At 38.6% G+C, this 22217-nt stretch carries 23 protein-coding genes; 13 read left to right on the top strand and 10 right to left on the bottom strand.

Annotated features, from left to right (window positions below; genetic code table 11):
* Positions 1–2: 2 nt before the first annotated feature.
* Positions 3–1280 (bottom strand): Vi polysaccharide biosynthesis UDP-N-acetylglucosamine C-6 dehydrogenase TviB, encoded by a 1278-nt coding sequence (tviB, locus tag HJG58_RS11605; RefSeq protein ID WP_004735649.1) that lies wholly within the window; start codon positions 1278–1280, stop codon positions 3–5.
* 204 nt (positions 1281–1484) lie between these two features.
* Between tviB and HJG58_RS11600 the strand changes: the two genes are divergently transcribed.
* The 5 genes from HJG58_RS11600 (at position 1485) to HJG58_RS11580 (ending at position 6896) form a co-directional block, all read left to right on the top strand.
* Positions 1485–2585: a polysaccharide biosynthesis/export family protein gene (locus HJG58_RS11600; protein ID WP_456263973.1), complete on the top strand. Its 1101-nt coding sequence runs from the start codon at positions 1485–1487 to the stop codon at positions 2583–2585.
* Between the two features lies 1 nt (position 2586).
* Positions 2587–3015, top strand: a complete 429-nt coding sequence (locus tag HJG58_RS11595; RefSeq protein WP_002050525.1) for a low molecular weight protein-tyrosine-phosphatase — start codon at positions 2587–2589, stop codon at positions 3013–3015.
* Between the two features lie 21 nt (positions 3016–3036).
* On the top strand, positions 3037–5235 hold the full coding sequence (locus HJG58_RS11590) for a polysaccharide biosynthesis tyrosine autokinase (protein ID WP_170248991.1): 2199 nt from the start codon (positions 3037–3039) through the stop codon (positions 5233–5235).
* A 192-nt stretch (positions 5236–5427) separates the two neighbouring features.
* On the top strand, positions 5428–6150 hold the full coding sequence (locus HJG58_RS11585; protein WP_170248989.1) for a BamJ family beta-barrel-assembly machinery protein: 723 nt from the start codon (positions 5428–5430) through the stop codon (positions 6148–6150).
* A gap of 50 nt (positions 6151–6200) precedes the next feature.
* Positions 6201–6896: a BamJ family beta-barrel-assembly machinery protein gene (locus HJG58_RS11580; RefSeq protein WP_216076567.1), complete on the top strand. Its 696-nt coding sequence runs from the start codon at positions 6201–6203 to the stop codon at positions 6894–6896.
* A 48-nt stretch (positions 6897–6944) separates the two neighbouring features.
* Here HJG58_RS11580 and murJ read toward each other — a convergent pair whose 3' ends face one another.
* The gene (gene murJ / locus HJG58_RS11575) at positions 6945–8495 is read right to left on the bottom strand and encodes a murein biosynthesis integral membrane protein MurJ (RefSeq protein WP_170248985.1); all 1551 of its coding nucleotides are present in this window, start codon (positions 8493–8495) and stop codon (positions 6945–6947) included.
* A gap of 72 nt (positions 8496–8567) precedes the next feature.
* A complete protein-coding gene (ampD, locus tag HJG58_RS11570; RefSeq protein WP_170248983.1) occupies positions 8568–9137 on the bottom strand; it encodes a 1,6-anhydro-N-acetylmuramyl-L-alanine amidase AmpD in 570 nt (189 codons plus the stop codon).
* A gap of 171 nt (positions 9138–9308) precedes the next feature.
* Between ampD and nadC the strand changes: the two genes are divergently transcribed.
* Positions 9309–10154 (top strand): carboxylating nicotinate-nucleotide diphosphorylase, encoded by an 846-nt coding sequence (gene nadC / locus HJG58_RS11565; protein ID WP_000026927.1) that lies wholly within the window; start codon positions 9309–9311, stop codon positions 10152–10154.
* Here nadC and HJG58_RS11560 read toward each other — a convergent pair.
* The 6 genes from HJG58_RS11560 to HJG58_RS11540 all read right to left on the bottom strand — a co-directional run bounded on the left by HJG58_RS11560 (position 10151) and on the right by HJG58_RS11540 (position 16226).
* Complete coding sequence (locus HJG58_RS11560; RefSeq protein ID WP_000938939.1) at positions 10151–10318, bottom strand: ABZJ_00068 family colistin stress protein; 168 nt, start codon at positions 10316–10318, stop codon at positions 10151–10153. The two genes, nadC and HJG58_RS11560, sit on opposite strands and share 4 nt — an antisense overlap.
* A 377-nt stretch (positions 10319–10695) precedes the next feature.
* A complete protein-coding gene (locus HJG58_RS11555) occupies positions 10696–12864 on the bottom strand; it encodes a phosphocholine-specific phospholipase C (RefSeq protein WP_049594574.1) in 2169 nt (722 codons plus the stop codon).
* A gap of 21 nt (positions 12865–12885) precedes the next feature.
* On the bottom strand, positions 12886–13020 hold the full coding sequence (locus tag HJG58_RS19130; protein ID WP_254974790.1) for a hypothetical protein: 135 nt from the start codon (positions 13018–13020) through the stop codon (positions 12886–12888).
* Positions 13021–13152: 132 nt separating this feature from the next.
* Entirely contained in the window at positions 13153–13869 is a 717-nt protein-coding gene (rph, locus tag HJG58_RS11550) for a ribonuclease PH (protein WP_001217232.1), read from the bottom strand.
* Positions 13870–14027: 158 nt separating this feature from the next.
* Complete coding sequence (locus HJG58_RS11545) at positions 14028–15170, bottom strand: fatty acid desaturase family protein (RefSeq protein WP_085946135.1); 1143 nt, start codon at positions 15168–15170, stop codon at positions 14028–14030.
* A 30-nt stretch (positions 15171–15200) separates the two neighbouring features.
* On the bottom strand, positions 15201–16226 hold the full coding sequence (locus tag HJG58_RS11540) for a ferredoxin reductase (protein ID WP_170248982.1): 1026 nt from the start codon (positions 16224–16226) through the stop codon (positions 15201–15203).
* A 174-nt stretch (positions 16227–16400) separates the two neighbouring features.
* Here HJG58_RS11540 and HJG58_RS11535 point away from each other — a divergent pair, with 174 nt between their 5' ends.
* Together HJG58_RS11535 and HJG58_RS11530 are read left to right on the top strand one after the other, a co-directional pair.
* Positions 16401–17039 (top strand): TetR family transcriptional regulator, encoded by a 639-nt coding sequence (locus tag HJG58_RS11535; RefSeq protein ID WP_170248980.1) that lies wholly within the window; start codon positions 16401–16403, stop codon positions 17037–17039.
* Positions 17040–17175: 136 nt separating this feature from the next.
* Positions 17176–17823 carry a TetR/AcrR family transcriptional regulator gene (locus HJG58_RS11530; RefSeq protein ID WP_002120773.1) on the top strand — a complete coding sequence of 216 codons (648 nt, stop codon included), beginning with the start codon at positions 17176–17178 and terminating at the stop codon, positions 17821–17823.
* Between the two features lie 82 nt (positions 17824–17905).
* Here HJG58_RS11530 and HJG58_RS11525 read toward each other — a convergent pair whose 3' ends face one another.
* Positions 17906–18523 carry a thiol:disulfide interchange protein DsbA/DsbL gene (locus tag HJG58_RS11525; RefSeq protein ID WP_005804825.1) on the bottom strand — a complete coding sequence of 206 codons (618 nt, stop codon included), beginning with the start codon at positions 18521–18523 and terminating at the stop codon, positions 17906–17908.
* A gap of 180 nt (positions 18524–18703) precedes the next feature.
* Here HJG58_RS11525 and ubiG point away from each other — a divergent pair, with 180 nt between their 5' ends.
* The 5 genes from ubiG (at position 18704) to HJG58_RS11500 (ending at position 22130) form a co-directional block, all read left to right on the top strand.
* Positions 18704–19417 carry a bifunctional 2-polyprenyl-6-hydroxyphenol methylase/3-demethylubiquinol 3-O-methyltransferase UbiG gene (ubiG, locus tag HJG58_RS11520; RefSeq protein WP_005804826.1) on the top strand — a complete coding sequence of 238 codons (714 nt, stop codon included), beginning with the start codon at positions 18704–18706 and terminating at the stop codon, positions 19415–19417.
* Positions 19414–20115: an HAD family hydrolase gene (locus HJG58_RS11515; RefSeq protein ID WP_005804827.1), complete on the top strand. Its 702-nt coding sequence runs from the start codon at positions 19414–19416 to the stop codon at positions 20113–20115. Before ubiG ends, HJG58_RS11515 begins: the two co-directional genes overlap by 4 nt.
* Before the next feature lie 68 nt (positions 20116–20183).
* Positions 20184–20930 carry a YciK family oxidoreductase gene (locus HJG58_RS11510; RefSeq protein WP_002120710.1) on the top strand — a complete coding sequence of 249 codons (747 nt, stop codon included), beginning with the start codon at positions 20184–20186 and terminating at the stop codon, positions 20928–20930.
* A gap of 216 nt (positions 20931–21146) precedes the next feature.
* Positions 21147–21560, top strand: coding sequence for an RcnB family protein (locus HJG58_RS11505; RefSeq protein WP_005071792.1), 414 nt, complete (start codon positions 21147–21149; stop codon positions 21558–21560).
* Between the two features lie 240 nt (positions 21561–21800).
* Positions 21801–22130: an RcnB family protein gene (locus HJG58_RS11500; RefSeq protein WP_170248978.1), complete on the top strand. Its 330-nt coding sequence runs from the start codon at positions 21801–21803 to the stop codon at positions 22128–22130.
* Positions 22131–22217: the final 87 nt, after the last annotated feature.

The following is a 22217-nucleotide window of genomic DNA, read 5'->3' as shown; positions in this document are numbered from 1 at the left end:
TGCTATAGTCTTAAATCTGCATCTACTTTATTAAGAACATGCTTTAAATCATAAAGCACATGCTTTTTTTTACCTAAAGAATGAAAGTCTTCAGTACTCATTACCTTAAACTGATCATGTGCAACTGCAATTACGATAGCGTCATACCGACCTTGTTTTAATTCCATGATTGGAGCTAACCCATACTCTGCTTCAACCTCGGCACTATCTACCCAAGGATCATAGATATCAAGATCTAAATCGTATTCTTTTAGTGCTTTAACCATATCTACAATCTTAGTATTTCGTATATCTGGGCAGTTCTCTTTAAAACTCAAACCTAAAATTAATATACGAGCACCAACTACTTGTATGCGTTGCTTTACCATTTCTTTGATCAATTGGGTTGCAACATATTCACCCATACGATCATTTAAACGACGAGCTGCCAAAATAATTTCTGGATGTAAACCAATTGACTCTGCTTTATGCGTTAAATAATACGGATCAACACCAATACAATGACCACCAACTAAACCAGGTCTAAAGTTTAAAAAATTCCATTTTGTACCTGCGGCCTTGAGTACATCTTCTGTATCGATACCCATTTTATTAAAAATCAGAGCCAATTCATTGATTAATGCAATATTCACATCTCTTTGTGTATTTTCAATGACTTTAGCAGCCTCAGCAACTTTGATAGTTGGTGCTTTATGCGTCCCTACTTCAATAATTAAATTATAAACCTGATCAATATAATCAGCGACATCAGGAGTGGAACCCGATGTAATTTTTAAAATATTGGTTACACGTCGCTGTTTATCACCAGGATTAATACGTTCCGGACTATAACCAACAAAGAAATCTTTATTAAAATTTAAACCCGAATGTTTTTCTAATTCAGGTATACATACCTCTTCTGTAGCACCAGGGTAAACCGTTGACTCATAAACAACGATATCGCCCTTTTTTAGAACTTTAGCAATACTTTGAGATGCTTTTACAAGGGGAGTAAGATCAGGCTGCTTAAAATCATCTATTGGTGTTGGCACGGTAACAATAAAGAAGTTTGCTGTTTTTAAGTCTTCAATATCTGCCGTATATGAAAGCTGATGTACGTGTTTTAGTTCGTCAGAAGTTACTTCTAAGGTATGGTCATGACCACTTTTTAGTTCTTGTATACGATCTGTATTTATATCAAATCCAATTGTAGGTTTATGTTTACCAAATTCAACTGCCAAAGGTAATCCAACATACCCTAAACCGATGATTGCTATTTTTAGTTGCTCGAGTTGAAACATATATAAAACCTAACCATTTAATTTTAAATGGGGAAACATCATGGATACGACCTACTACGTTAATATAGCAGACTTTAAACAAAATTTTCTCGAAATATACAATCACTGCTCAGCAAATAAAGTATGATTTGGGTTAATTATAGACTACAATCCAATATCTTCATGCAAAGTATCATTGGATTACAAACAATAAAGGGTTTGAATGTGAAGCATCAGAGCACATTATTATTTTTAGCCATTTCACTTTCGTTTACAGGATGTGCAGTCACCTCAGGCTTACAAACTTATGACTTACCTGAACAGGGAACTTTTAAAACAGCTCAAGGAGCAGAAGTTTCTGTTGTTCAACTCACCCAAAACAATATTCCAAAAATCAGTTCTGAATCTTTGCGACCGCAAGGAAATATTAGTGCTTTATTTCACACCCCTTTTTATCAATATCGCTTAAGCCCTGGAGATGTCTTATCTATTCAACTTTGGGCTTATCCTGAAATTACCCCTCCTGTTCAAGGTTCTTCTAGTGATATTAAAGCATTTGGATATCCAATTGACTCTACAGGAAATGTTCAATTACCACTTGTAGGCCAAGTTCATATTGCCGGAAAAACACTTGCTGAGACCAATAAATATTTACGTAATCAATTTGCTAAATATTTAAAAACACCTGACGTTGTAGTTCGAGTCTTGTCTTATCAGGCAAAACGCTACTTTGTTAATGGTCAGGTTATGAAAAGTGGTCAATATAACTTAGATGATCAACCCATCAGTATTTATACAGCCTTAAGTATGGCAGGCGGTGTAAATCAAGAGTCTGGTGACAATACCGATATTCAGCTTATTCGTAATGGTGAAGTTTATAACTTAAATGTCGTTGCACTTGAGAAGCAAGGTTACTCATTACACAAGTTATTAGTACAACCCAATGATACGATCTATGTAAATACCAAGCAAAACCAAAAACTTTACGTTATGGGTGAGTCTAATAAAAGCTCAGCAATTCCATTACGAGATCAAGGTATGACTTTGAGTGATGTATTGGGTGAGAGTGAAGGAGTTAACCCATACTCTGCAAGTGCGGCGCGTATTTACGTGATGCGTACCGATTTACACACAAGAAAATCGACAATTTATCAACTCAACTTAAGCAGTCTTGGCAACCTTGCATTATCTAATCAATTCCAAATGCAAAAAAATGATATTGTTTATATTGATGCAACTGGCTTAACACGCTGGCAGCGTATCATGAACCAGATTGTACCGTTCTCAAGTGCACTTTATACCTTTGATCAATTGGGTAAAAACTAGCATGCAGTTACAAAACATCTTAGTGGTCTGTGTTGGTAATATTTGCCGTAGCCCAATGGCAGAGTACTTTTTAAAGGCCCAGCATCCTACATTAAACATCTCATCTGCTGGTATTTCAGCCCTAGTAGGTCATACTGCAGATGATAAAGCGATTCATTGTATGGATCAGTTGAATATTGATATGAGACCACACGTGGCTCGTCAGCTCAGCGCTGAATTGATCAAACAAAATGATTTGATTTTGGTAATGAGCAATAATCAGCAAAAACATATTGAACAAACTTGGCCATTTGCTAAGGGTAAAATTTTTAGGCTTGGCCATTGGCAAGGGCAAAATATACCTGATCCTTATCAGCATGACCAAGCTTTTTTTGATCAGACTTGCCGCAACATTCAAAGCTATGTGCAAGATTGGCGCACTCAATTATAATTGTATATTAGTTGTAAATTTATGAACCAAAACTCTAAAACTAGCGAAGATAGCATCGATTTAAAAGAGTTATTCTTTTCATTGATTGCACAGTGGAAAATCATAGCATGCTGCGTGGTCTTAAGTTTAATTTGTGCCTTGCTATATTTACGGATAACGCCAGATACTTATTCTGTAGATGCAATGGTACAAGTTGAGGACAGTAAAGGCGCTGCCTCTGCTGCTTTGCTTGGTGACCTTTCTAAAGTCAGTGGAGGTCTATCTCAAAAATCACCAGCTGATCCAGAAATAGAGATTCTTCGTTCTAGAATGGTTTTAGGGCAAGTCATCCGTAACCTTAATCTTGATATTAACGTCAAAGATAACCAATCAGGATTGATCGATAAGTTAATTTCACATGATAAGAGTAGACTTGAGTATCGTCATGAATCTATAGTGTACAGTAATCAAAATAATAATTTGATTATACGAGAACTTAAAGTACCTGAATATTATTTAGATAAACCCTTAAAATTAGAGTTCAAAGGTGCAAATCAATTTACTTTAACGTACAAAGATCAAGTTGTATTTAATGGTCAATTAAACAAGAAAAATATATTAAATACAAATAGAGGTCTTTGGCAGGTAGAACTTAATGCTCAAGGTAATCTGAAAGAACAAAGCTACACTTTAACTAAGCTTGCTCTACCAACAGCTGCTAAAAATTTTAATGATATCTATAGTGTTGCTGAAAAAGGTAAAATGACCGGTGTTATTGGTTTAAATTATCTAGGCCAAGATCCTGAACACATTACACAAGTACTTAATAATGTGTTAAATGTTTATCATGAACAAAATATTGAGAGAAAGTCGTTAGAAACAAAACAGACTTTAGCTTTCCTTGAAAAACAGTTACCAGACCTTAGAAAACAGTTAGAAGATTCTGAGATCAAATTTAACCAATTCCGTGAAAAGTACAAAACAGTAGATGTTAATGCTGAATCTGAATTATTACTTAAACAAAATATTGATTTAGAAAAGCTTAAAATTGAGTTACAACAGAAACAAGCTGAGCTTTCTGCTAAATATACTAATGATCATCCATTAATCTTGCAAATTGATGCGCAAATTACAGAGATTAATAAAAAGATTGCTGACCTTAATAATCGTTTAACTCAACTTCCTGAGACCCAACGTTTATATTTACAACTATATCGTGATGTAAAGGTCAATACTGAACTGTATACATCATTACTCAACTCATATCAGCAACTCAAAATCGCTAATGCGGGTGAGATTGGTAATGTTCGCATTATTGATACTGCTGTAGAGCCTGTTAAACCGATTAAACCTAAGAAATTGATTGTTCTCATACTTTCTATTTTTGTTGGTGGTTTTATCGGTGTATTAATTGCATTATTACGCAAAATGATGCGTAGCGGAGTTAATGATTCAACTCAAATTGAAAATGAATTAGATCTGCCAGTTTATGCGACTGTACCTCGTTCTCCTATTCAAGAGACTCGTATGAGTATTTTGAAAAAGAAAAAGAGTATTCCTATTTTAGCAGTTAAAAGTAGTGATGATATTGCAATTGAAAGTTTGCGTAGTATTCGTACTGCCATTCACTTTGCTTTAACCTCAGCAAAAAATAATATTATTATGATTGCGGGTCCATCTCCGGAAGTTGGTAAATCTTTTATTTCAACTAACTTAGCCACTATTTTTGCACAAGGAAATAAACGCGTATTATTGATTGATGCTGATATGCGTCGTGGCTATATGCATAAATACTTCGATGTTGACGTAAAACCTGGCCTTTCTGAATTACTAAGTGGCCAAGCTGACTTGACACAAGTTTTACATAAAACGCAAGTTGCGAATCTCGACGTGATTACCCGTGGTAAGAGTCCAGCCAACCCTTCAGAAATGTTGAGCTCTACCCAGTTCAAAGACTTACTAGAGAAGTTCCAAACTCAATATGACCATATCATTATTGATACTCCACCAGTGCTTGCAGTAACTGATGGTATTATTATTTCTCAGTACACTGGTGTGAACTTAATTGTTGCTCGTTACGCTAAGTCTCATATGAAAGAGCTTGAATTAACAGTTAACCGCTTTGAACAAGCTGGTGTTAAAGTCAACGGCTTTATTCTCAATGATATTCAACGTGCTAGCGCTGGCTATGGTTATGGCTATAACTATGCTTATGCCTATAAGGCACAAAAAGAAGACTAATTAAAACTCTTCATAAAAAACCGGATCAAATGATCCGGTTTTTTATTTGCTTTTTAAGTTTTGCCACATTAAAACTAACTAAAATATATAAAAAACCATTCGTTTTTTTTGTTAAACATTCTATGCTTAAGTCGAAGCATGCTAAGATCGAAGCAGCCTTTTAGACTCAAATGATTATTTTTGGAACCTTTTATGAGTAAAGCCTTACCCATTGCTGTCGCTGTAGTTTTAGGCGGTGCTGCACTTGTACCTGTATATTATGCAACTCAACATCCGACCACAGAAGTCGGACGTAAAGCAGACAAAAATGCTTCTCCAATTCAAAAAATCAGTTATGTTCTTGGGTATGAAGTTGCTCAGCAAACTCCTCCTGAACTGGATACCAAAGCATTTGTTCAAGGGATCCATGATGCGCGTAATAAGCAGCCTAGTGCTTATACTCAAGAAGATTTAAAAGCTGCCGTTGCTGCTTATGAAAAAGAGTTACAACAAAAAATACAGCATCAAGACAAACCTGAACAAGCGGGTACGGCTGCTGACTCTGCAGATGCACAGTTCCTTGCAGAAAACAAAACGAAAGCTGGCGTAAAAACTACTGCATCAGGTTTGCAATATATCATTACTAAAGAAGGTACTGGTAAACAGCCAACTGCTCAGTCTGTTGTCAAAGTACATTATGAAGGCCGCTTAATTAATGGACAGGTTTTCGATAGTTCTTATAAGCGTGGTCAACCAGTAGAATTCCCGCTTAATCAGGTCATTCCGGGTTGGACTGAAGGTCTTCAACTCATGAAAGAAGGTGGAAAAGCGACTTTCTTCATACCATCAAATCTTGCATATGGCCCACAAGAGCTTCCTGGAATTCCAGCAAACAGTACACTGATTTTTGATGTAGAACTCATTTCAGTGAAATAATAACAATCCAGGAGAGTCGTTATACTCTCCTGTTTTTTTTGGAAAATGACATGAAAAAAATTGGTTTAATTATTGCAACATCAACGATAAGTTTATCTGTTTTTGCTGCTGCACCTATTACAAATAAAAGCCCAGCAAAAGAACAATTTAGCTATAGCTATGGCTATTTAATGGGCCGTAATAATACTGATGCATTAAAAGATCTGAATCTAGATATTTTTTATCAAGGCCTACAGGAAGGTGCTCAGAGTAAAACAGCACGCTTAACTGATGAAGAAATGGCGAAAGCGATTAATGATTATAAAAAAACTTTAGAAGCTAAGCAGCTTGTTGAATTTCAAAAAGTAGGTCAACAAAATGCTCAAGCAGGTGCTGCATTTCTTGCTGATAATGCAAAAAAATCGGGTGTAATCACGACTAAATCAGGTCTTCAATATCAAGTATTAAAAGAAGGTACAGGTAAAAAACCGAAAGCTGTATCACGTGTTAAAGTGAATTATGAAGGTCGTTTACTCGACGGAACTGTTTTTGACAGCTCAATCGCACGTAATCATCCAGTTGAGTTTCAGCTCAGCCAAGTGATTGCAGGCTGGACTGAAGGTCTGCAAACCATGAAAGAAGGCGGTAAAACCCGTTTCTTCATTCCAGCAAATCTCGCTTACGGTGAAGTCGGTGCAGGTGACACGATTGGTCCGAATAGCACTTTAATTTTCGATATTGAATTGCTGCAAGTTTTGCCAAAATAAATGTATTAGTATAAAAAAAGCGATCATTTAAGATCGCTTTTTTTATTTTTAGTGTTTTAAATCTCTAGGTCGAAAACCCGTAAGGATTAAACCGATCAGGTAAGCAATTATCCCAACTACACATAGCCCTACGACTTCGGCAACACGTAACCACTGTGAAAGCTCTCCGTTATACCAATTGAGCCCAAACCAAAGCGCTGCAATCATAGCAAGGTTCGCTAAACCATATTGAAGTCCCAATTTCTTCCAATGCGGACCAAATCGGAAAATATTACGCTTATGCAAATAGAAGTAGAGTAAACCGGCATTTACTAACGCTGAACCTGAAGATGCTAGTGCAAGTGCCATATGTTCTGCATGCCAATCAATAAGCTTAAAGAAACCAATAAATACAACGTTTAAAATCGCATTAGCTGCGACCGACATTAAGCCTACGCGCACTGGTGTTTTTGTGTCTTGTTGTGCATAGAAACCAGGTGCAAATACTTTAATAAGCATGAAAGAAATTACACCTGCACTCATACATTGCAATGCTAGAGCTGTCATTTGTGTATCACGTAAATCAAACTCACCACGCTGGAATAATGCTTGAATAATCGGTGTTGAAAGCATAAATAAAGCAATACTTGCCGGCAAACCAACCAACACAATCACTTTTGCAGCCCAGTCGATCATACTGCGGAACTTTGCTTGATCCTGCTCTGCATGACGGGCAGAAAGCGAAGGCAAAATTACTGTACCAATCGCAACACCAATTAAACCTAAAGGTAGCTCAGTCATACGCTCTGCACTATATAGCCAAGATACTGAACCATCTTGCATGAAAGATGCCCAAATCGTATTTAGCAATAGGTTAATCTGAGTCACAGATACACCAAATAACGCTGGAAGCATTAATTTTAAAATACGTTCTACACCTTCATGTTTAAAATCAACTTTAGGTGGAATCAGTAAGTTTTTACGCCACAATTCAGGGATTTGTATCGCTAACTGTAATACCCCAGCCGCAACAACTGACCAGCCTAATGCTTTGATTGGCTCAGCCATATATGGCGTAAGCCACCACGCTCCTGCAATCATCGCTACATTGAGTAAAACTGGCGAAAAAGCTGGTGAAGCGAACGAGCCATAACTATTTAAGATGCTGCTGGCAAAAGCCGTGAGCGACATAAACATTAGATATGGAATAGTCAAACGGAACATGCTGACGGCTAAATCGAACTTTTCCGGATCGCTGTGGAAGCCCGGAGCGTACATATAGATGATTGCAGGTGCTAAAACCATAGCCACAAAAGTGAGTAAGGTCATGACTGTTAGCAAGCAACCAAATACTCGACTAATTAAAATCTGTACTTCAGCGTGTGCTCGACCTGTTTTATATTCAGTTAATACTGGAATAAAGGCCTGAGAAAAGGCGCCTTCGGCAAACAATCGTCGAAAGAAGTTGGGAATACGAAAAGCGACGACGAAGGTATCAAAATCTTTACCTGCACCAAACACGTTGAGCAATACGACGTCACGCACGAGCCCTAACACTCGTGACAACATCGTCATTGCACTGACAATAAAAGTCGATCGCCACAATGCCATCGCACTCACCTACAGCTATATTCGAAAGACGCTATTGTAATGAAACTAGAAAATCTTTTCGTTGTGAAATGATGAACAAACTCAAGTTTTTTTCTGAGCTAACAATTGTCTAAAGTGCTGCCATTTAAAATAAGGGCCCGGATCGGTTTTTCGGCCAGGAGCAACATCTGAATGCCCTGCAATATGGTTTTTAATTTCAGGATAAGCTTGGCGGATAACAGTAACAACGTCAGTTAATACTTCATATTGTACATCTTCAAAAGGTAAATCATCGCTTCCTTCAAGCTCAATACCAATTGAATAATCATTGCATTCAACTTTGGCTAAGTAGCTTGAACGCCCTGCATGCCATGCTCTGTCGTCAAAGTTAACAAACTGTAGGACTTCACCTGTTCGTAAAATTAACAGGTGTGTAGAGACTTGCATACCTTCAATAGTCTGAAAATAAGGATGAACTGACCAATCTAACTTGTTTTGAAAAAACTGCTCAATATATCCCCCTCCAAATTGAGACGGCGGCAAGCTAATATTATGAACCACAATCATTTGAATTTCGGTGCCAGTCGGACGCTGGTTAAAATTTGGAGAAGGGATTTGTCTCGCCCCTTTTAATTGTCCATCTATAACTTCATACGGTGTGATTTGCTTCATTGAGACGCCAATAAATTGCTTGCCAATTGTTTTAGTTTAAAACAGTTATGTGCTTTTCAAAGTAGTAAATGCGATTGTTTATCGCGATTAATCTCATAAAACAGCTTATTTTTCAGGTCGACGATGCTAATATATCGCAAGTTTTAGGGTCATCGACAAAATGGAAACCGTATGAGCATACCTCAGTCTTTGCTTGAACAATCAATTCAAATCAATATTCAACAAGCATTACAAGAAGATATTGGGGACGGTGACATTACCGCCATGCTCACCCCAGAAGATGAACAGGCTACCGCAACCATCATTAGCCGCGAAGATATGGTTTTAGCTGGACAACCGTGGGTGAATGCGCTCATCTCAGCTTATGACAACACTGTACAGGTGACTTGGTTAAAACAAGAAGGTGACCGTGTTGCTGCAAATGAAGCCTTTTTAAAGCTTGCTGGTTCTGCACGTAGCTTACTGACTGTAGAGCGCCCTGCTTTAAACTTTATTCAAACATTATCAGCTGTTGCAACAAAAACTGCTGAATATGTTCAGCATCTTGAAGGTTTAAATACCAAACTTCTCGATACACGTAAAACTTTACCGGGCTTACGTATTGCACAAAAATATGCCGTAACCGTCGGTGGCGGACAAAATCACCGCCTCGGTTTATTTGATGCATTCTTAATTAAAGAAAATCATATTATGGCAGCGGGCGGTATTGCCCAAGCGATTGCAAAAGCACATCAAATTGCGCCGGGTAAACCTGTTGAAGTCGAAGTTGAAACTTGGGATGAGCTAAACCAAGCGCTTGAAGCAGGTGCGGACATTGTCATGCTCGACAACTTTAGCCAACAACAAATGATTGATGCTGTAAAACACGTGGCGGGTCGCTGTAAACTCGAAGCTTCGGGCAATATCACTATTGAAAACTTACGCGAAGTAGCGACTACTGGTGTCGACTATATTTCTATGGGCGTGTTGACTAAAGATGTCAAAGCCGTTGATTTATCAATGCGTTTTAATGCCTAAATAAAATCAGCATCATTATTGGTATTTTTTTGCGACTTGGTCATGTCTGCCGCTTGTGTTTTTTGCCATGCTGACTGAGTCGCTTGTGCCCCACTATCCCGTGGATCGGCAGCCATTAAAACAAATGTAACTACTGCTAATAATACAATAAAACCTTGTAGCATAAATTTTCCCCATCACTTTAAAAAATTAGGGTTTCAAGGTAAAAGATAAATATGACTAGGCTTAGGAGATTCTGTTACAAAAGGTAAGCCTTTATTTTTATTATTCATCTATACGACAGCATCTTCCCACATAGTATTTTATATAAACACCCTATTCCCTTTATTTACTATCGTGACAGGTGACATGGATGTCACCGTTTCTCTGTGTTACATGGAGGTAACATCAGAGAAACAGAGGTTTTTGTCACTTTTGACCTTTCAAAAGTGAGGAAGCCTATACAACATCTATTTGAATTTCATGTGATATAAGGCCGTGCTTTTTTATCAAAGTCATCTAAATCGGCTTTAAATAACAATTCCAATTCAGACTATATAACTTAAGACTCTAAATACCCCATATATGGATCAGAAATTGAATCTTCTTGAGTTTCTATACGCCCTGCAAAACGGCGACTAAACGTCGCATCGTCCGCTAATGTCACTGTAAAATCATACCAACCACCAAATTCAGACATATCCCAAACCAGTTCTTTTTCAACACTATTGGTTTCTATCGCCCATGTCTTGTTTGGTAGATAAGCATTAGCTTTGACGTTGAGCTTGACTGACTTATTACCATCATGACGCACTTTTAAATATAAATTCGCATCACATTCTTCTACACATACTCTAATTTCCGGTAATGCTTGAGTCTGATTAGCTTGACTTAAATTACCTTTAAACGCACGGTGAAAACCATTTGGTCCAAGTACCCATAAATCATACTGTCCATTTGTAGTATTCCACACGTCATCAAGCTGTTTACCCGCCTCAACCATATAACGACGTGGAATTGCCGTAAGATCTAATCGGTTATAGACATGGAAAACGGCTGCCTGTTTACCCGTATTGGAGAACATCAGCTTAACCGTTTTTTGAATGGCATCGACTTTGGCACTGGTGTGCAAAATATAAGGTAAAGCACGCGAAGGTCGAATTCCTATTTCCTGCTGAGGAAATTGTTGCTGGCTCGGAACAGAAACTTGCGGCAATAGTTCTTGAGCGACACGAATCGCATCGGCTTCGGCTTTTGTTTTCTTCCCATCTAGTTCAGCAACAGGCAAAAGATTCGGTGTTTTAAAATTAAATGCCGTTGTTAAATCACCACATACAGCACGGCGGTATGGGCTAATGTTAGGTTCTTGCACACCAAAACGTTTTTCTAAGAATTGTAAAATAGAAGTATGATCAAAGACTTGAGAATTTACCCATCCTCCACGGCTCCACGGCGAAATCACATACATTGGAACGCGTACACCTGGGCCATACACCCGTCCGTCTGTTTCGGGTTGAGATTTTGAAGTCGCCACTGCTGGATGGTTAAAGTATTCAAAAGATACTTGTTGGTCCGTTAAAGTAGTTTTTCCATATACAACACCGTTTATATCTTTAGAAGGTGCGCTTGGTGAAGGAACATGGTCAAAGAAACCGTCATTTTCATCGAAGTTCACCAATAAAACGGTTTGGCTCCACACTTGAGTGTTTTCAGTTAATGCATTTAATACTTCCTGAATATACCAAGCGCCTTGTACAGGACTAGATGGCCCCGGATGTTCACTGTAAGTTGCAGGAGCAACTAACCAACTCACTTGCGGTAATTTACCTTGCGCAATATCAGCTTTAAAAGCTCCTAGAAAACCACCGTCCGGCATGGTATTGGCAATACCTTTGTAAAGTGGTTGAGTCGCATCAATCTTTTCATCATAGGCTGGACAAATGAGCGTATCGTTACTAACAGGCTGACCAGATTGCTCATTTGCACGGCGATATTGCTTGAAACCAGCTAAAGGGTTATCAGTAAAGTTATCCGGCATGTTTTGATAAACTTTCCATGTCACGCCGGCCTGCTGTAAACGCTCAGGATATGTCGTCCATTCATAACCTTCTGTTGATGGACCAATTCCATCAAATTCGTTGACCACACTCACAACACCTGCGCCTGTAGGGCCATTGGTTCCCGTCCAGATAAATTTACGGTTCGGGTTAGTTCCTGCATGCATGGCACAGTGGTAGGCATCACAAATCGTAAAAGCATTCGCTAAGGCAAATTGATATTCAACTTCTTGTTTTTTGTAGTAGCCCATCGACTGCGGTTGTTTATGCGCTACCCAATCACTCATACGCCCATTATCCCAAGCACCTTGACCATCTGACCATGAATGATTTGTACCAGTAACACGCTGAGCATTTCCTAAACGACTATCTAAGTGGTATGGCAATACTTTCTTTTTGTTGGCGTCATATTGTTCCCAAACCTTTCGACCTTCTGTCATAGGAATGGTAAAACGGTCGCCGAAACCACGTACACCTTTTAGTGTTCCAAAATAATTATCAAATGAACGGTTTTCCTGAGTCAAAATCACAATGTGTTTAACATCTTGAATAGTTCCACTTTCAACTTTGGCGTCAATTGCTAACGCTTTTTGAATACTCAGCGGGAAACTCGCCAGAGCAGCGGTCCCAAACATTGTTTTTGTAGAATTTAAAAGAAATTCGCGACGATTCATTAGTTCTATCCTGAGTTCTTATTATGGTGCACAGTGCATTTTGCAATTACTGGTAGGCGGTGTTGTTGGCGATGAATTATCTGAGTCGTTATCATCATTACAAGCACTGAGCATGAGTGCTAAAGATGTAATTAATAAAATTGAAAGTTTTCGCATTGGTTTTCCCAAACGGTTTAAATGCGAACTACTAATAAAGCGAAAAGGTGACAGGCAAGTGATGTTTTTATGTCGATTTGATGAAGGCATAAAAAAACGCATCCGAAGATGCGTTTTTTAGAAAACTTAAACTTACCAGCCTAAAGCTTCTTGTTGCTTTTTAATGAGCTCGGCAATTCCTTTTTCGGCCATTTCTAACATGGCATTGCTTTGAGCACGGGTAAATGGTTTATCTTCAGCTGTCCCTTGAATTTCAATAAACTCGCCTGCTTGTGTCATCACGACATTTAAGTCAGTTTGACAGTTCGAGTCTTCTTCATAGCAAAGATCAAGTAATACTTCATCTTGATACATACCTACAGAAATTGCAGCAACTAAGCCTTTAAGCGGATCTTGCTTAATTTTTTTCTGTGCAAGTAAAACATTCATCGCATCAACCAATGCTACAGCAGCACCAGTGATTGAAGCAGTACGTGTACCACCATCTGCCTGAATGACATCACAGTCGATGGTAATCGTGTTTTCACCAAGCTTTTTCAAATCAACCATTGCACGTAAGCTACGGCCAATCAAACGTTGGATTTCTTGAGTACGACCAGTTTGTTTACCACGAGCCGCTTCACGGTCACAACGTGAATGTGTTGAACGTGGTAACATACCATATTCTGCCGTTACCCAGCCTTGGCCTTGGCCTTTTAGAAAGCGTGGCACTGAGTTATCAATGCTTGCAGTACAAAGGACTTTGGTGTGACCAAATTCGACCAGCACAGAACCTTCAGCATAACGGGTGTAGTTTCGTGTAATTTTCACTTCACGTAATTGGTCTAATGCACGTTGGTCAATACGCATAATCCTTCCTAAATTCTCTTAAATACAAACTTGGGCATAGTATAGCAAAGGATTTTGACAGGTTGAGTTTATTCCCTACTTTCAAATGTAAGTCTGCACTTTTCATGACTTAAAAATAAAAATAGCCCCTTTTTAGGAGCTATTTATTGGTCTATCTATTAGGCAAATTTGAATTTTGCTTTTAATTTTTCTAATGTCTGCATCACTTTTGCAGTGGTGTGGTTTGGTAATGAGCATTTTGCTAAACGCACCCATACACTCCAGAACTGACGCATGAAATTAGCTTCATTGTAGTTAATGCCGTATTCTGCACAGAGTGCCTTAATTTTCGGTGCTACTTCTTTATAGCGGTTGGCAGGCATATCTGGGAATAAATGGTGTTCGATTTGATGGCTTAAATTACCACTCATAAAATGAAGCCATTCTGTACCACTAAAATTACTTGAACCACGAATCTGACGTAAATACCACTCTGCCTTAGTTTCAGTGTCGGTATTATCCGGCTCAAACGTTTCTGCATCTTCAGTAAAGTGACCATTAAAAATCACAGCAGATGACCACAAGTTACGAATAATATTCGCAACTACATTTCCTGCAAAAACCGGTAAAAACATAGGACCAGAAATCACAGGGAAAAATACATAATCTTTTAAAACTTGGCGCGTTGCTTTTTTACGGACCTTAGCCGCATCTTTCCACACCTGTTTCCAGCTTTTGGTTTTATAAACTAATGCATCTTCAAGATGTAGATTTTGTACACCTACATACCATTCAAAGAAAAACATTAACTGTAGAGCCAGAGGAATATTAAATAGGTGACGAGGTTCCCACTTCTGTTGATCACTTACTCGCAAAATACCATATCCGACATCATGGTCTTTACCGACAATATTGGTATAGGTGTGATGTACATAGTTATGTGTTTCACGCCAGTCATCACCAGAGGCAATGGTATCCCAATCGTAAGTATTACCATTCAGACTTGGTTCATTTAACCAGTCAAACTGACCGTGCATAACGTTATGACCAAGTTCCATGTTTTCTACAATTTTAGAAATACCTAATAAGCCTGTGCCTAGTAGCCAAACAGGCGGAATCCAACCACCAAACATCAACATGCCACGTGATGCGATTTCGGTGTAGCGAACAAAATTACGTACTTTGTAGATATATTTTGCATCTTGCTCACCAAGACTTTGCATAACATCTTGACGAATCTGCTCAACACGGCGGCCAAATTCTTCAATTTGCTCAGGTGTTAAATGAGCAGATTTAGAAACGGTAGAAAATTCTAATGCCATATTCATAGGGTTAATCCTCTTTAATTCTTTTTATAGATCAATCGTGACGGGGCTTAATGCCTGACTCACGCATAGTTTAATTGGACGGTTTGGTTGGTCTTCAATTTCACCTGTTAACAGGTTTTGAGTGACTCCGCTCACTTTGGTACAACTGCATTTATTACAAACACCCATACGGCAGCCATGTTGCGGGCGTAGTCCCGCCTGCTCTGCACTGCTCAGTAAATTTGTTTCAGCTAAAAATTCGTGTTGAGCACGGCGGAAAATAATAGGCTGTGCTGCATGTGTACCAGTCACTTGAAGTGGTTGGAAATATTCTTGGTGAAGTTGAGACTGAGCACCTTTTTGCGTATAAATTTCATTCGCCTGCTGTATCATGCCGTGGTGCCCACATATATAGGTCGCAGTCTGCGCAAAATCTGGAACCAGCTTTTGCAGTAAGCTTTCAGTTAAATGCTGCTTTTGCTCGGTGGTATTAAAAAAATGATATTGAAGCTGTGGGTGCTGTTCTGCCAAAGCTTTTAATTCGGCATGAAAAATTTCTGCACGATTAAAATAAATGACATGGATTTGTTCAAGCTGCTGTTTCAAAGCTTGCTGCAAGAGTGAATAAATTGCAGTAATACCGCTTCCTGAGGCAATTAAAATTGCAGGCTGCTGTCCTTGATGCAAAGTAAAATCACCTTGTGGCTGTGAAATCTCAACACACTCGCCTACATGTAATAGTTGAGCTGCACGAGACACTAAGCCTTGTACTTTAATACCTAAAGCGATTTCACCTTGAGTGGTTACTTCAATAATCGAATAGCTACGTTGTTGGTAAACGCCATCGATAAGCAACGTCAATAGAATGCTATGTCCCGCACAAACCTGTTCGAAATTAAAATTACGATTTGGTTTAAGTTTGATCAGCACCATATCGGTATGAAGCGGCTGAACAGCGGTAACTTCTGCAAGTACCCTTTTCCAAGCCCAAGTTGCGTTAATTTTCTGCAAAACAAAATCAACGAAATCTTCTCGAACCCAATGTGGTTGATAGTTAAGTGTTGCGTTCATACGTTCCTCTTTTGTTTCTGGCTATTTATTTGAGTGAACACATGTTCGTATAGTGAACATATGTACACTATATTTATATAGTGTTCACTCAGTCAACACTTGTTCACTATTTTTTTTATGAAAGTTTGCTCTTTTTTGTTAGACTTTGGCTCACGGTTTAAATAGGTTTTTTTAATGTCGATACGGGATGAACGAAAACAGCAAAGTCGTCAGGCACTTCTCGATGCAGCCTTGCATCTGAGCACGTCTGGGCGTTCGTTCAGTAGTATCAGTTTGCGTGAAGTTGCACGTGAAGTGGGTTTAGTGCCAACAGCGTTCTATCGTCATTTTCAAGACATGGATGAACTCGGGAAAGAGTTGGTTGACCAAGTTGCCCTACATTTAAAAAGCGTTTTACATCAACTCGGCCAGAGTTATTTACAGCACAAGTCTGCAAAAACCCAAACCAGTATTGAACTATTTGTACAGGCAGTGAACCATAGCCCTAAACAGTGGCAATTTATGATTGCTGAACGTTGGGGTGGTTCAGAAACGGTCCGTGCAGCAATTGCTAGAGAAATTGAATTTTTGATTGAAGATCTCACAACAGATCTGACTAAACTCGAAAATTTTAAACATATTCAAAATCCTCAAGACTTAAATGTCTTATCTACCATTTTGATCAATATGTCATTTACATGGGCAATGACGTGGCTCAACCTCGCCAAACAATATCAAGGTGAGCAACTTAAACAGCAACAAACTGCATTTATTGAAAATGCGTCTACACAAGTTCGCTTACTGTTTAGAGGCATTGCTAACTGGGAACGGTAAAACTGGCAAATGACAAAAAACAGGTTATGTGTTAATACGTAAAGAGTGAAAGAAAAAGGCGAAAATTTCAAGAAAAGTCTTTTTCTTTTTACAGGAAGTAAACTATTCGTTAGGCCAAACTGGTGTGGGAATACCTATGAATCTTGATCGTCATACACAGTTTTTGATGCGTAAAGAAAAAATTCTGAGCGTGGCAGAAAAGTTGTTATTAGAAAACAATCAGGAAATTACTCTAGATGAGTTAGTGGCCGAGCTAGATATTGCTAAAGGCACACTTTATAAGCATTTTAGAAGTAAAAATGAGCTTCTACTTGAGCTCATTATTCAAAATGAAAAGCAAATTTTAGAAATTTCTAAAAAATATAATACAGATTTCAAAGAATATGCTCCTCATTACATGCTTCATCATTTACTTGCACCAGGGAAAACGATTCTATTGCATCAACTTGAAGAAAATCTGACGATGACAGAGTCTAAGTTGAAGCATCTTTTCGAAGAGCTTTATGAAATTCGCCAACAGCGTATTTTGGCAATTAAAGATATTACAGAAAATTATTTAAAATCATTGAATTATGATATGTCAATTCGTGACTATTTGTCTTATATCTGGTCACTGACTTATGGTGCATCACTGCTTTTAAATTCTACTTATTACCAGCGTTCGATTGGTTCTCGCCAAAAATTAATTAATTTATATATTAATCAGGCATTATCACTGCCGACTCAAACAGCTAATTTTGATGTTTTAAATTTTCAGATTGAAGATGAAAATCAGCAAAATTAATTGAATTATTTCGTGATAATTAACTAAATATAAAAATGGGCTTCACATGAAGCCCATTTTTTTGAAGTAAAGCCTAAACAACTTATTTTGCTTTACGTTCTTTCTCAATTAAATAATTAAGAACTTGAGTGACTTTACCATCTTCACCCTGCACGACATATTTACCATTCACGACAACTGCAGGTACGCCTGTTAATTGGTATTGTTGAGCAAGTTTATTTGACTCGGCAACTTTCGCAGTTACTGCAAACGAGTTGTAAGTACTATTAAATTTCTGCTCAGGTACGCCATAACGAGTAAAAAATTTCGCAGCAGAAGCCTGATCAAAAATTTGTTGACCGTTCACCTGAATCGCATGGAACAGTGGTAAATGCGTGCGCTTACGTACACCTAATGCCTCAGATGTATAATATGTACGCGCCCCTTGTTCCCACATTTTATTCATTGCAGCTGGTGTACGCACAAAACGTACATCTTTAGGAATCTGCTTTAACCACGTTTGCATATGCGGTTCAAGTTTGAAACAGTGTGGACATCCATACCAAAAGAACTCTCGAACTTCGATTTTCCCCGGAACTTCCACTTTGCCTGGATTGGCAATCACGGTGTAGTCTTTACCAGCAACAAAATCTGCTGCCATTGCACCACCCGATACGGCCATAATTGCTGCACTCAAACCACCCAAAACCAATTTTTTCATTGCTACAGCTTTTCCTCTAAGTTGTTATGCATTAGCTTATGCCCTAAATATAAAACAAATATGCTAAATTCGTTTTGCTTCTGTGAAGTTTTTTATTGGGTTTATCGCTTTTTTCCCAATAATCGCTACACTAACGGCGAACTACATCCAAAAAGATAACTCAAGTTTAGAGGTAGCACCATGTCGCAATTGAATGTTGATTTACAAGAAATCGCAAAGTTTGAAGCACTTGCTGCCAAATGGTGGGATCAACATTCTGAATTTCGCCCACTTCACCAGATCAATCCACTACGTCTTAACTGGATTGATGAACGTGCAGGCGGTCTTGCTGGTAAAAAAGTACTTGATGTCGGCTGTGGTGGCGGTATTTTGGCCGAAAGCATGGCACGTCGTGGCGCAGATGTATTAGGTATCGATATGGGTGAAGCACCTCTAGCTGTCGGCCGTTTACATGCTCAGCAAGAAAATGTTCAAAATATTGAATATCGTCAAATTCCTGTAGAGGAATTAGCACAAGAACAGGCTGGTCAATATGACGTGGTGACTTGTATGGAAATGATGGAACACGTTCCAGATCCAGCATCTATTGTAAAAGCTTGTCAGGCTCTGGTTAAACCGGGCGGCCATGTGTTCTTCTCGACCATTAACCGTAACCCAAAATCTTATTTATTTGCCATTATTGGTGCAGAGTACGTCCTACGCATGTTGCCAAAAGGTACGCATGATTATCATAAATTTATTCGACCATCTGAAATGGCACATGATATTCGTAATGCAGGTCTTACGTTAAAAGAAATGACTGGACTACATTACAACCCACTGACCAAGCATTACTGGTTAGCGCCAAATGTTGACGTTAACTATATGGTTCATACGATTAATACAGGTGCATGATGAAAGCTGTTTTATTTGATTTAGACGGTACGCTTATCGATACAGCTGCGGATTTCATTCGTATTATTCAGCAAATGTGCCGTGATGCAAGACGCCCTGTTGTAGAAGCCGATCTTATTCGCACTCAGGTTTCTGAAGGTGCACGTGCGATGGTGAAATTGGTCTATCCAGAGTTGGATGTAGCCAATCCAATTTTCTTGGCACATCGTCAAAACTTTTTAGATCTGTACGGCAATAATATTGTGGTTGATACAGATCTGTTTGAAGGCATGTATCCACTCTTAGAAGAGTTAGAAGCTGCACAAATCCCATGGGGTATTGTGACCAACAAACCACGCGGATTAAGTGAATCTCTTTTAGAAAAGTTAAATCTAACAGAACGCTGTGCGGTTCTGGTATGCCCTGAAGATGTCAGTAAAACCAAACCAGATCCTGAACCAATGTATTTGGCTGCTAAACAGTTAAATATCCCAGCAGATCAAATTATTTATGTGGGCGACCACCCACGTGATATTGATGCTGGTCGCAATGCCGATATGTATACCATCTTGGCAGCTTATGGCTATTTACCTATCGAACACCGTGATGATTTAGCATCATGGCAGGCCGATTCGATTGTAAATACAGTGACAGAATTACACGATATGTTACGTCAAAAGCTTCCTGCTCTACAGGAAAATCAGCGTATGATAAGTTAACATCAGAGTTTTATAGACTTTTTTAACGGCTATTCGTTTTATCAATATAAAAAGAAGGAGGTTTACCAATGAAATATTCAGAATACCAACCTCGTCCGGATCTACTCAAAGATCGAATTATTTTAATTACCGGTGCTGGTGATGGAATTGGGCGAGCTGCGGCTCTAAGTTATGCCCTACATGGTGCAACCGTTGTCCTACATGGTAGAACCTTAAATAAACTTGAAGTGATTTATGATGAAATTGAAAGTCTAGGTGCACCGCAACCCGCGATTTTACCGCTACAGCTTTCAAGTGCCTCTGACCGTGATTATGATTTTTTAGTCGATACGCTCGAAAAGCAGTTTGGGCGTCTAGACGGTATTTTGCATAATGCGGGTATTTTGGGTGAACGTGTAGAACTAGCACATTACCCAACAGAAGTATGGGATGACGTAATGGCAGTTAACTTACGTGCTCCTTTTGCCCTCACTCAAGCTCTATTACCACTTTTGCAAAAGTCAGAAAATGCCTCTGTTGTATTTACCAGCTCGGGTGTAGGCCGTGAAGCACGTGCTTTGTGGGGCGCATATTCTGTCTCAAAAATTGCAATTGAAGCAGTGAGTAAAATTTTTGCAGCGGAGAATACTTATCCAAATATCCGCTTTAATTGCATTAACCCAGGCGCAACACGTACTGCAATGCGTGCGAAAGCCTACCCACAAGAAGATCCGAAGACATTACCTACACCTGAGTCAATCTTGCCTGCTTACCTCTATTTAATGGGTGAAGACAGCTTGGCACTCAATGGTCAAAGTATTGATGCGCAGGATTAAAAAGTTAAAGATGAAAAAGCTAAATTAAATTACGGCCAATCATCAAATCTGGCTTGCCTATACCTGAAAAGATATACAAGCCTTTTTTATTATTGATAAAAACCCTTGATCTATCCGTAATTTTAATTGAACCATTAAATGATCTTCACAGTTTCTCTGCATTTTGCGCGTAGAGTATTCAACATGAGAGACATCAGATGTAAACGAGGATGCATCATGAAAAAGTTGTTCACCATCTTAGCCCTTTGCATAACCGTACTAACCACAAGTATGGCGAGCTTTGCTGATCCTCCTTTTGACCGAGGCCATGGCCCCAAAGGTCCTAAAGGTGGAGGTCCACGTGGTGAGTGGAATGATCGTGGGCCAGGATTTGGACGTGATCATGATGATGATCGTATCCGTGACGAACGCCGTATGCGCGAAGAGCGTGGCTTTGAACGCTTAAAACAACATCGCTGGCAGCCTGGCTATGTTATGCCACAGCACTATCGTGGTAATGGCTATAAAGTCGACTATAAAGACAGTAACTTGCCAAAACCAGGCCGTAATCAGCAATGGTACAAAATCAACAATGACTATATTTTAGTCGACACAGATTCTAATAGCATTGTGAGTATTCGTGGTTTTTAAGGCGATAGGCCCTCGCTATCGCTGAGTAAAAAAGGATAAAGCCTTTGGGTTTTATCCTTTTTTATTGTTTATCTATCTTAAAAATACAAGCTTTTTTATATTTTCACTTTAGATATTTTCTTAATTTCTTCTTATTTCACAATTAGTTTTCACATTTATTCTTCGTAGCCTCCACGATTTATCTGCAATTGTTCACTAATCTTTAGTTATTGAAATTTAGCTCATCATTCGAGGTTCACAATGAAAAAATTAACAACAGCGATTGTTCTTTCACTTAGTGGTTTAGTTGCAACAACAGCAATGGCAGCACCAAATGATCATAATCATCATGGCAACTATCAAAACCATGAAGTAAAAACAGTTAAAGTGATTAAAAAAGACGACCATCGTAATGCGTGGAAAGTAGGTCAGGTTGTACCGCATGAGTATCGACATTCACGTTACGTGATCGACTATCGTCAACACCAAAAATTAACTAAACCGGGTCGCTATCAAAAATGGTATAAAGTGAACGGAAATTACGTATTAGTGAATGAACAAAGTCATAAAATCATTAGAGTTGTTCACTAATCAAAAAAATTTGAGCCTGTAAATTATTTTGTGTAAGTTCCATTTTTTATAAATGATCTTTTAATCGATCATCGAACTGAATCGTAA

Source organism: Acinetobacter geminorum, assembly GCF_013009345.1.
GTDB classification, from domain to species: domain Bacteria; phylum Pseudomonadota; class Gammaproteobacteria; order Pseudomonadales; family Moraxellaceae; genus Acinetobacter; species Acinetobacter geminorum.
The sequence above is the reverse complement of the archived record's forward strand: the minus strand, read 5'-3'. Positions and strand labels throughout refer to the sequence as shown.

What these genes read in the sequence shown, in the direction of transcription:
- HJG58_RS11525 (WP_005804825.1), bottom strand. Translation starts at nt 18,523, where the DNA reads ATGAAAAAATTGGTTTTGGGTGGTTTGAGTGCAGCAATTATGGCCGTA.
- HJG58_RS19130 (WP_254974790.1), bottom strand. Translation starts at nt 13,020, where the DNA reads ATGCGAAAACTTTCAATTTTATTAATTACATCTTTAGCACTCATGCTC.
- nadC (WP_000026927.1), top strand. Translation starts at nt 9,309, where the DNA reads ATGAGCATACCTCAGTCTTTGCTTGAACAATCAATTCAAATCAATATT.
- rph (WP_001217232.1), bottom strand. Translation starts at nt 13,869, where the DNA reads ATGCGTATTGACCAACGTGCATTAGACCAATTACGTGAAGTGAAAATT.
- HJG58_RS11535 (WP_170248980.1), top strand. Translation starts at nt 16,401, where the DNA reads ATGTCGATACGGGATGAACGAAAACAGCAAAGTCGTCAGGCACTTCTC.
- HJG58_RS11595 (WP_002050525.1), top strand. Translation starts at nt 2,587, where the DNA reads ATGCAGTTACAAAACATCTTAGTGGTCTGTGTTGGTAATATTTGCCGT.
- HJG58_RS11510 (WP_002120710.1), top strand. Translation starts at nt 20,184, where the DNA reads ATGAAATATTCAGAATACCAACCTCGTCCGGATCTACTCAAAGATCGA.
- ubiG (WP_005804826.1), top strand. Translation starts at nt 18,704, where the DNA reads ATGTCGCAATTGAATGTTGATTTACAAGAAATCGCAAAGTTTGAAGCA.
- HJG58_RS11545 (WP_085946135.1), bottom strand. Translation starts at nt 15,170, where the DNA reads ATGGCATTAGAATTTTCTACCGTTTCTAAATCTGCTCATTTAACACCT.
- HJG58_RS11515 (WP_005804827.1), top strand. Translation starts at nt 19,414, where the DNA reads ATGATGAAAGCTGTTTTATTTGATTTAGACGGTACGCTTATCGATACA.
- ampD (WP_170248983.1), bottom strand. Translation starts at nt 9,137, where the DNA reads ATGAAGCAAATCACACCGTATGAAGTTATAGATGGACAATTAAAAGGG.
- HJG58_RS11505 (WP_005071792.1), top strand. Translation starts at nt 21,147, where the DNA reads ATGAAAAAGTTGTTCACCATCTTAGCCCTTTGCATAACCGTACTAACC.
- HJG58_RS11590 (WP_170248991.1), top strand. Translation starts at nt 3,037, where the DNA reads ATGAACCAAAACTCTAAAACTAGCGAAGATAGCATCGATTTAAAAGAG.
- HJG58_RS11500 (WP_170248978.1), top strand. Translation starts at nt 21,801, where the DNA reads ATGAAAAAATTAACAACAGCGATTGTTCTTTCACTTAGTGGTTTAGTT.
- HJG58_RS11555 (WP_049594574.1), bottom strand. Translation starts at nt 12,864, where the DNA reads ATGAATCGTCGCGAATTTCTTTTAAATTCTACAAAAACAATGTTTGGG.
- HJG58_RS11530 (WP_002120773.1), top strand. Translation starts at nt 17,176, where the DNA reads ATGAATCTTGATCGTCATACACAGTTTTTGATGCGTAAAGAAAAAATT.
- HJG58_RS11540 (WP_170248982.1), bottom strand. Translation starts at nt 16,226, where the DNA reads ATGAACGCAACACTTAACTATCAACCACATTGGGTTCGAGAAGATTTC.
- tviB (WP_004735649.1), bottom strand. Translation starts at nt 1,280, where the DNA reads ATGTTTCAACTCGAGCAACTAAAAATAGCAATCATCGGTTTAGGGTAT.
- HJG58_RS11580 (WP_216076567.1), top strand. Translation starts at nt 6,201, where the DNA reads ATGAAAAAAATTGGTTTAATTATTGCAACATCAACGATAAGTTTATCT.
- HJG58_RS11585 (WP_170248989.1), top strand. Translation starts at nt 5,428, where the DNA reads ATGAGTAAAGCCTTACCCATTGCTGTCGCTGTAGTTTTAGGCGGTGCT.
- HJG58_RS11560 (WP_000938939.1), bottom strand. Translation starts at nt 10,318, where the DNA reads ATGCTACAAGGTTTTATTGTATTATTAGCAGTAGTTACATTTGTTTTA.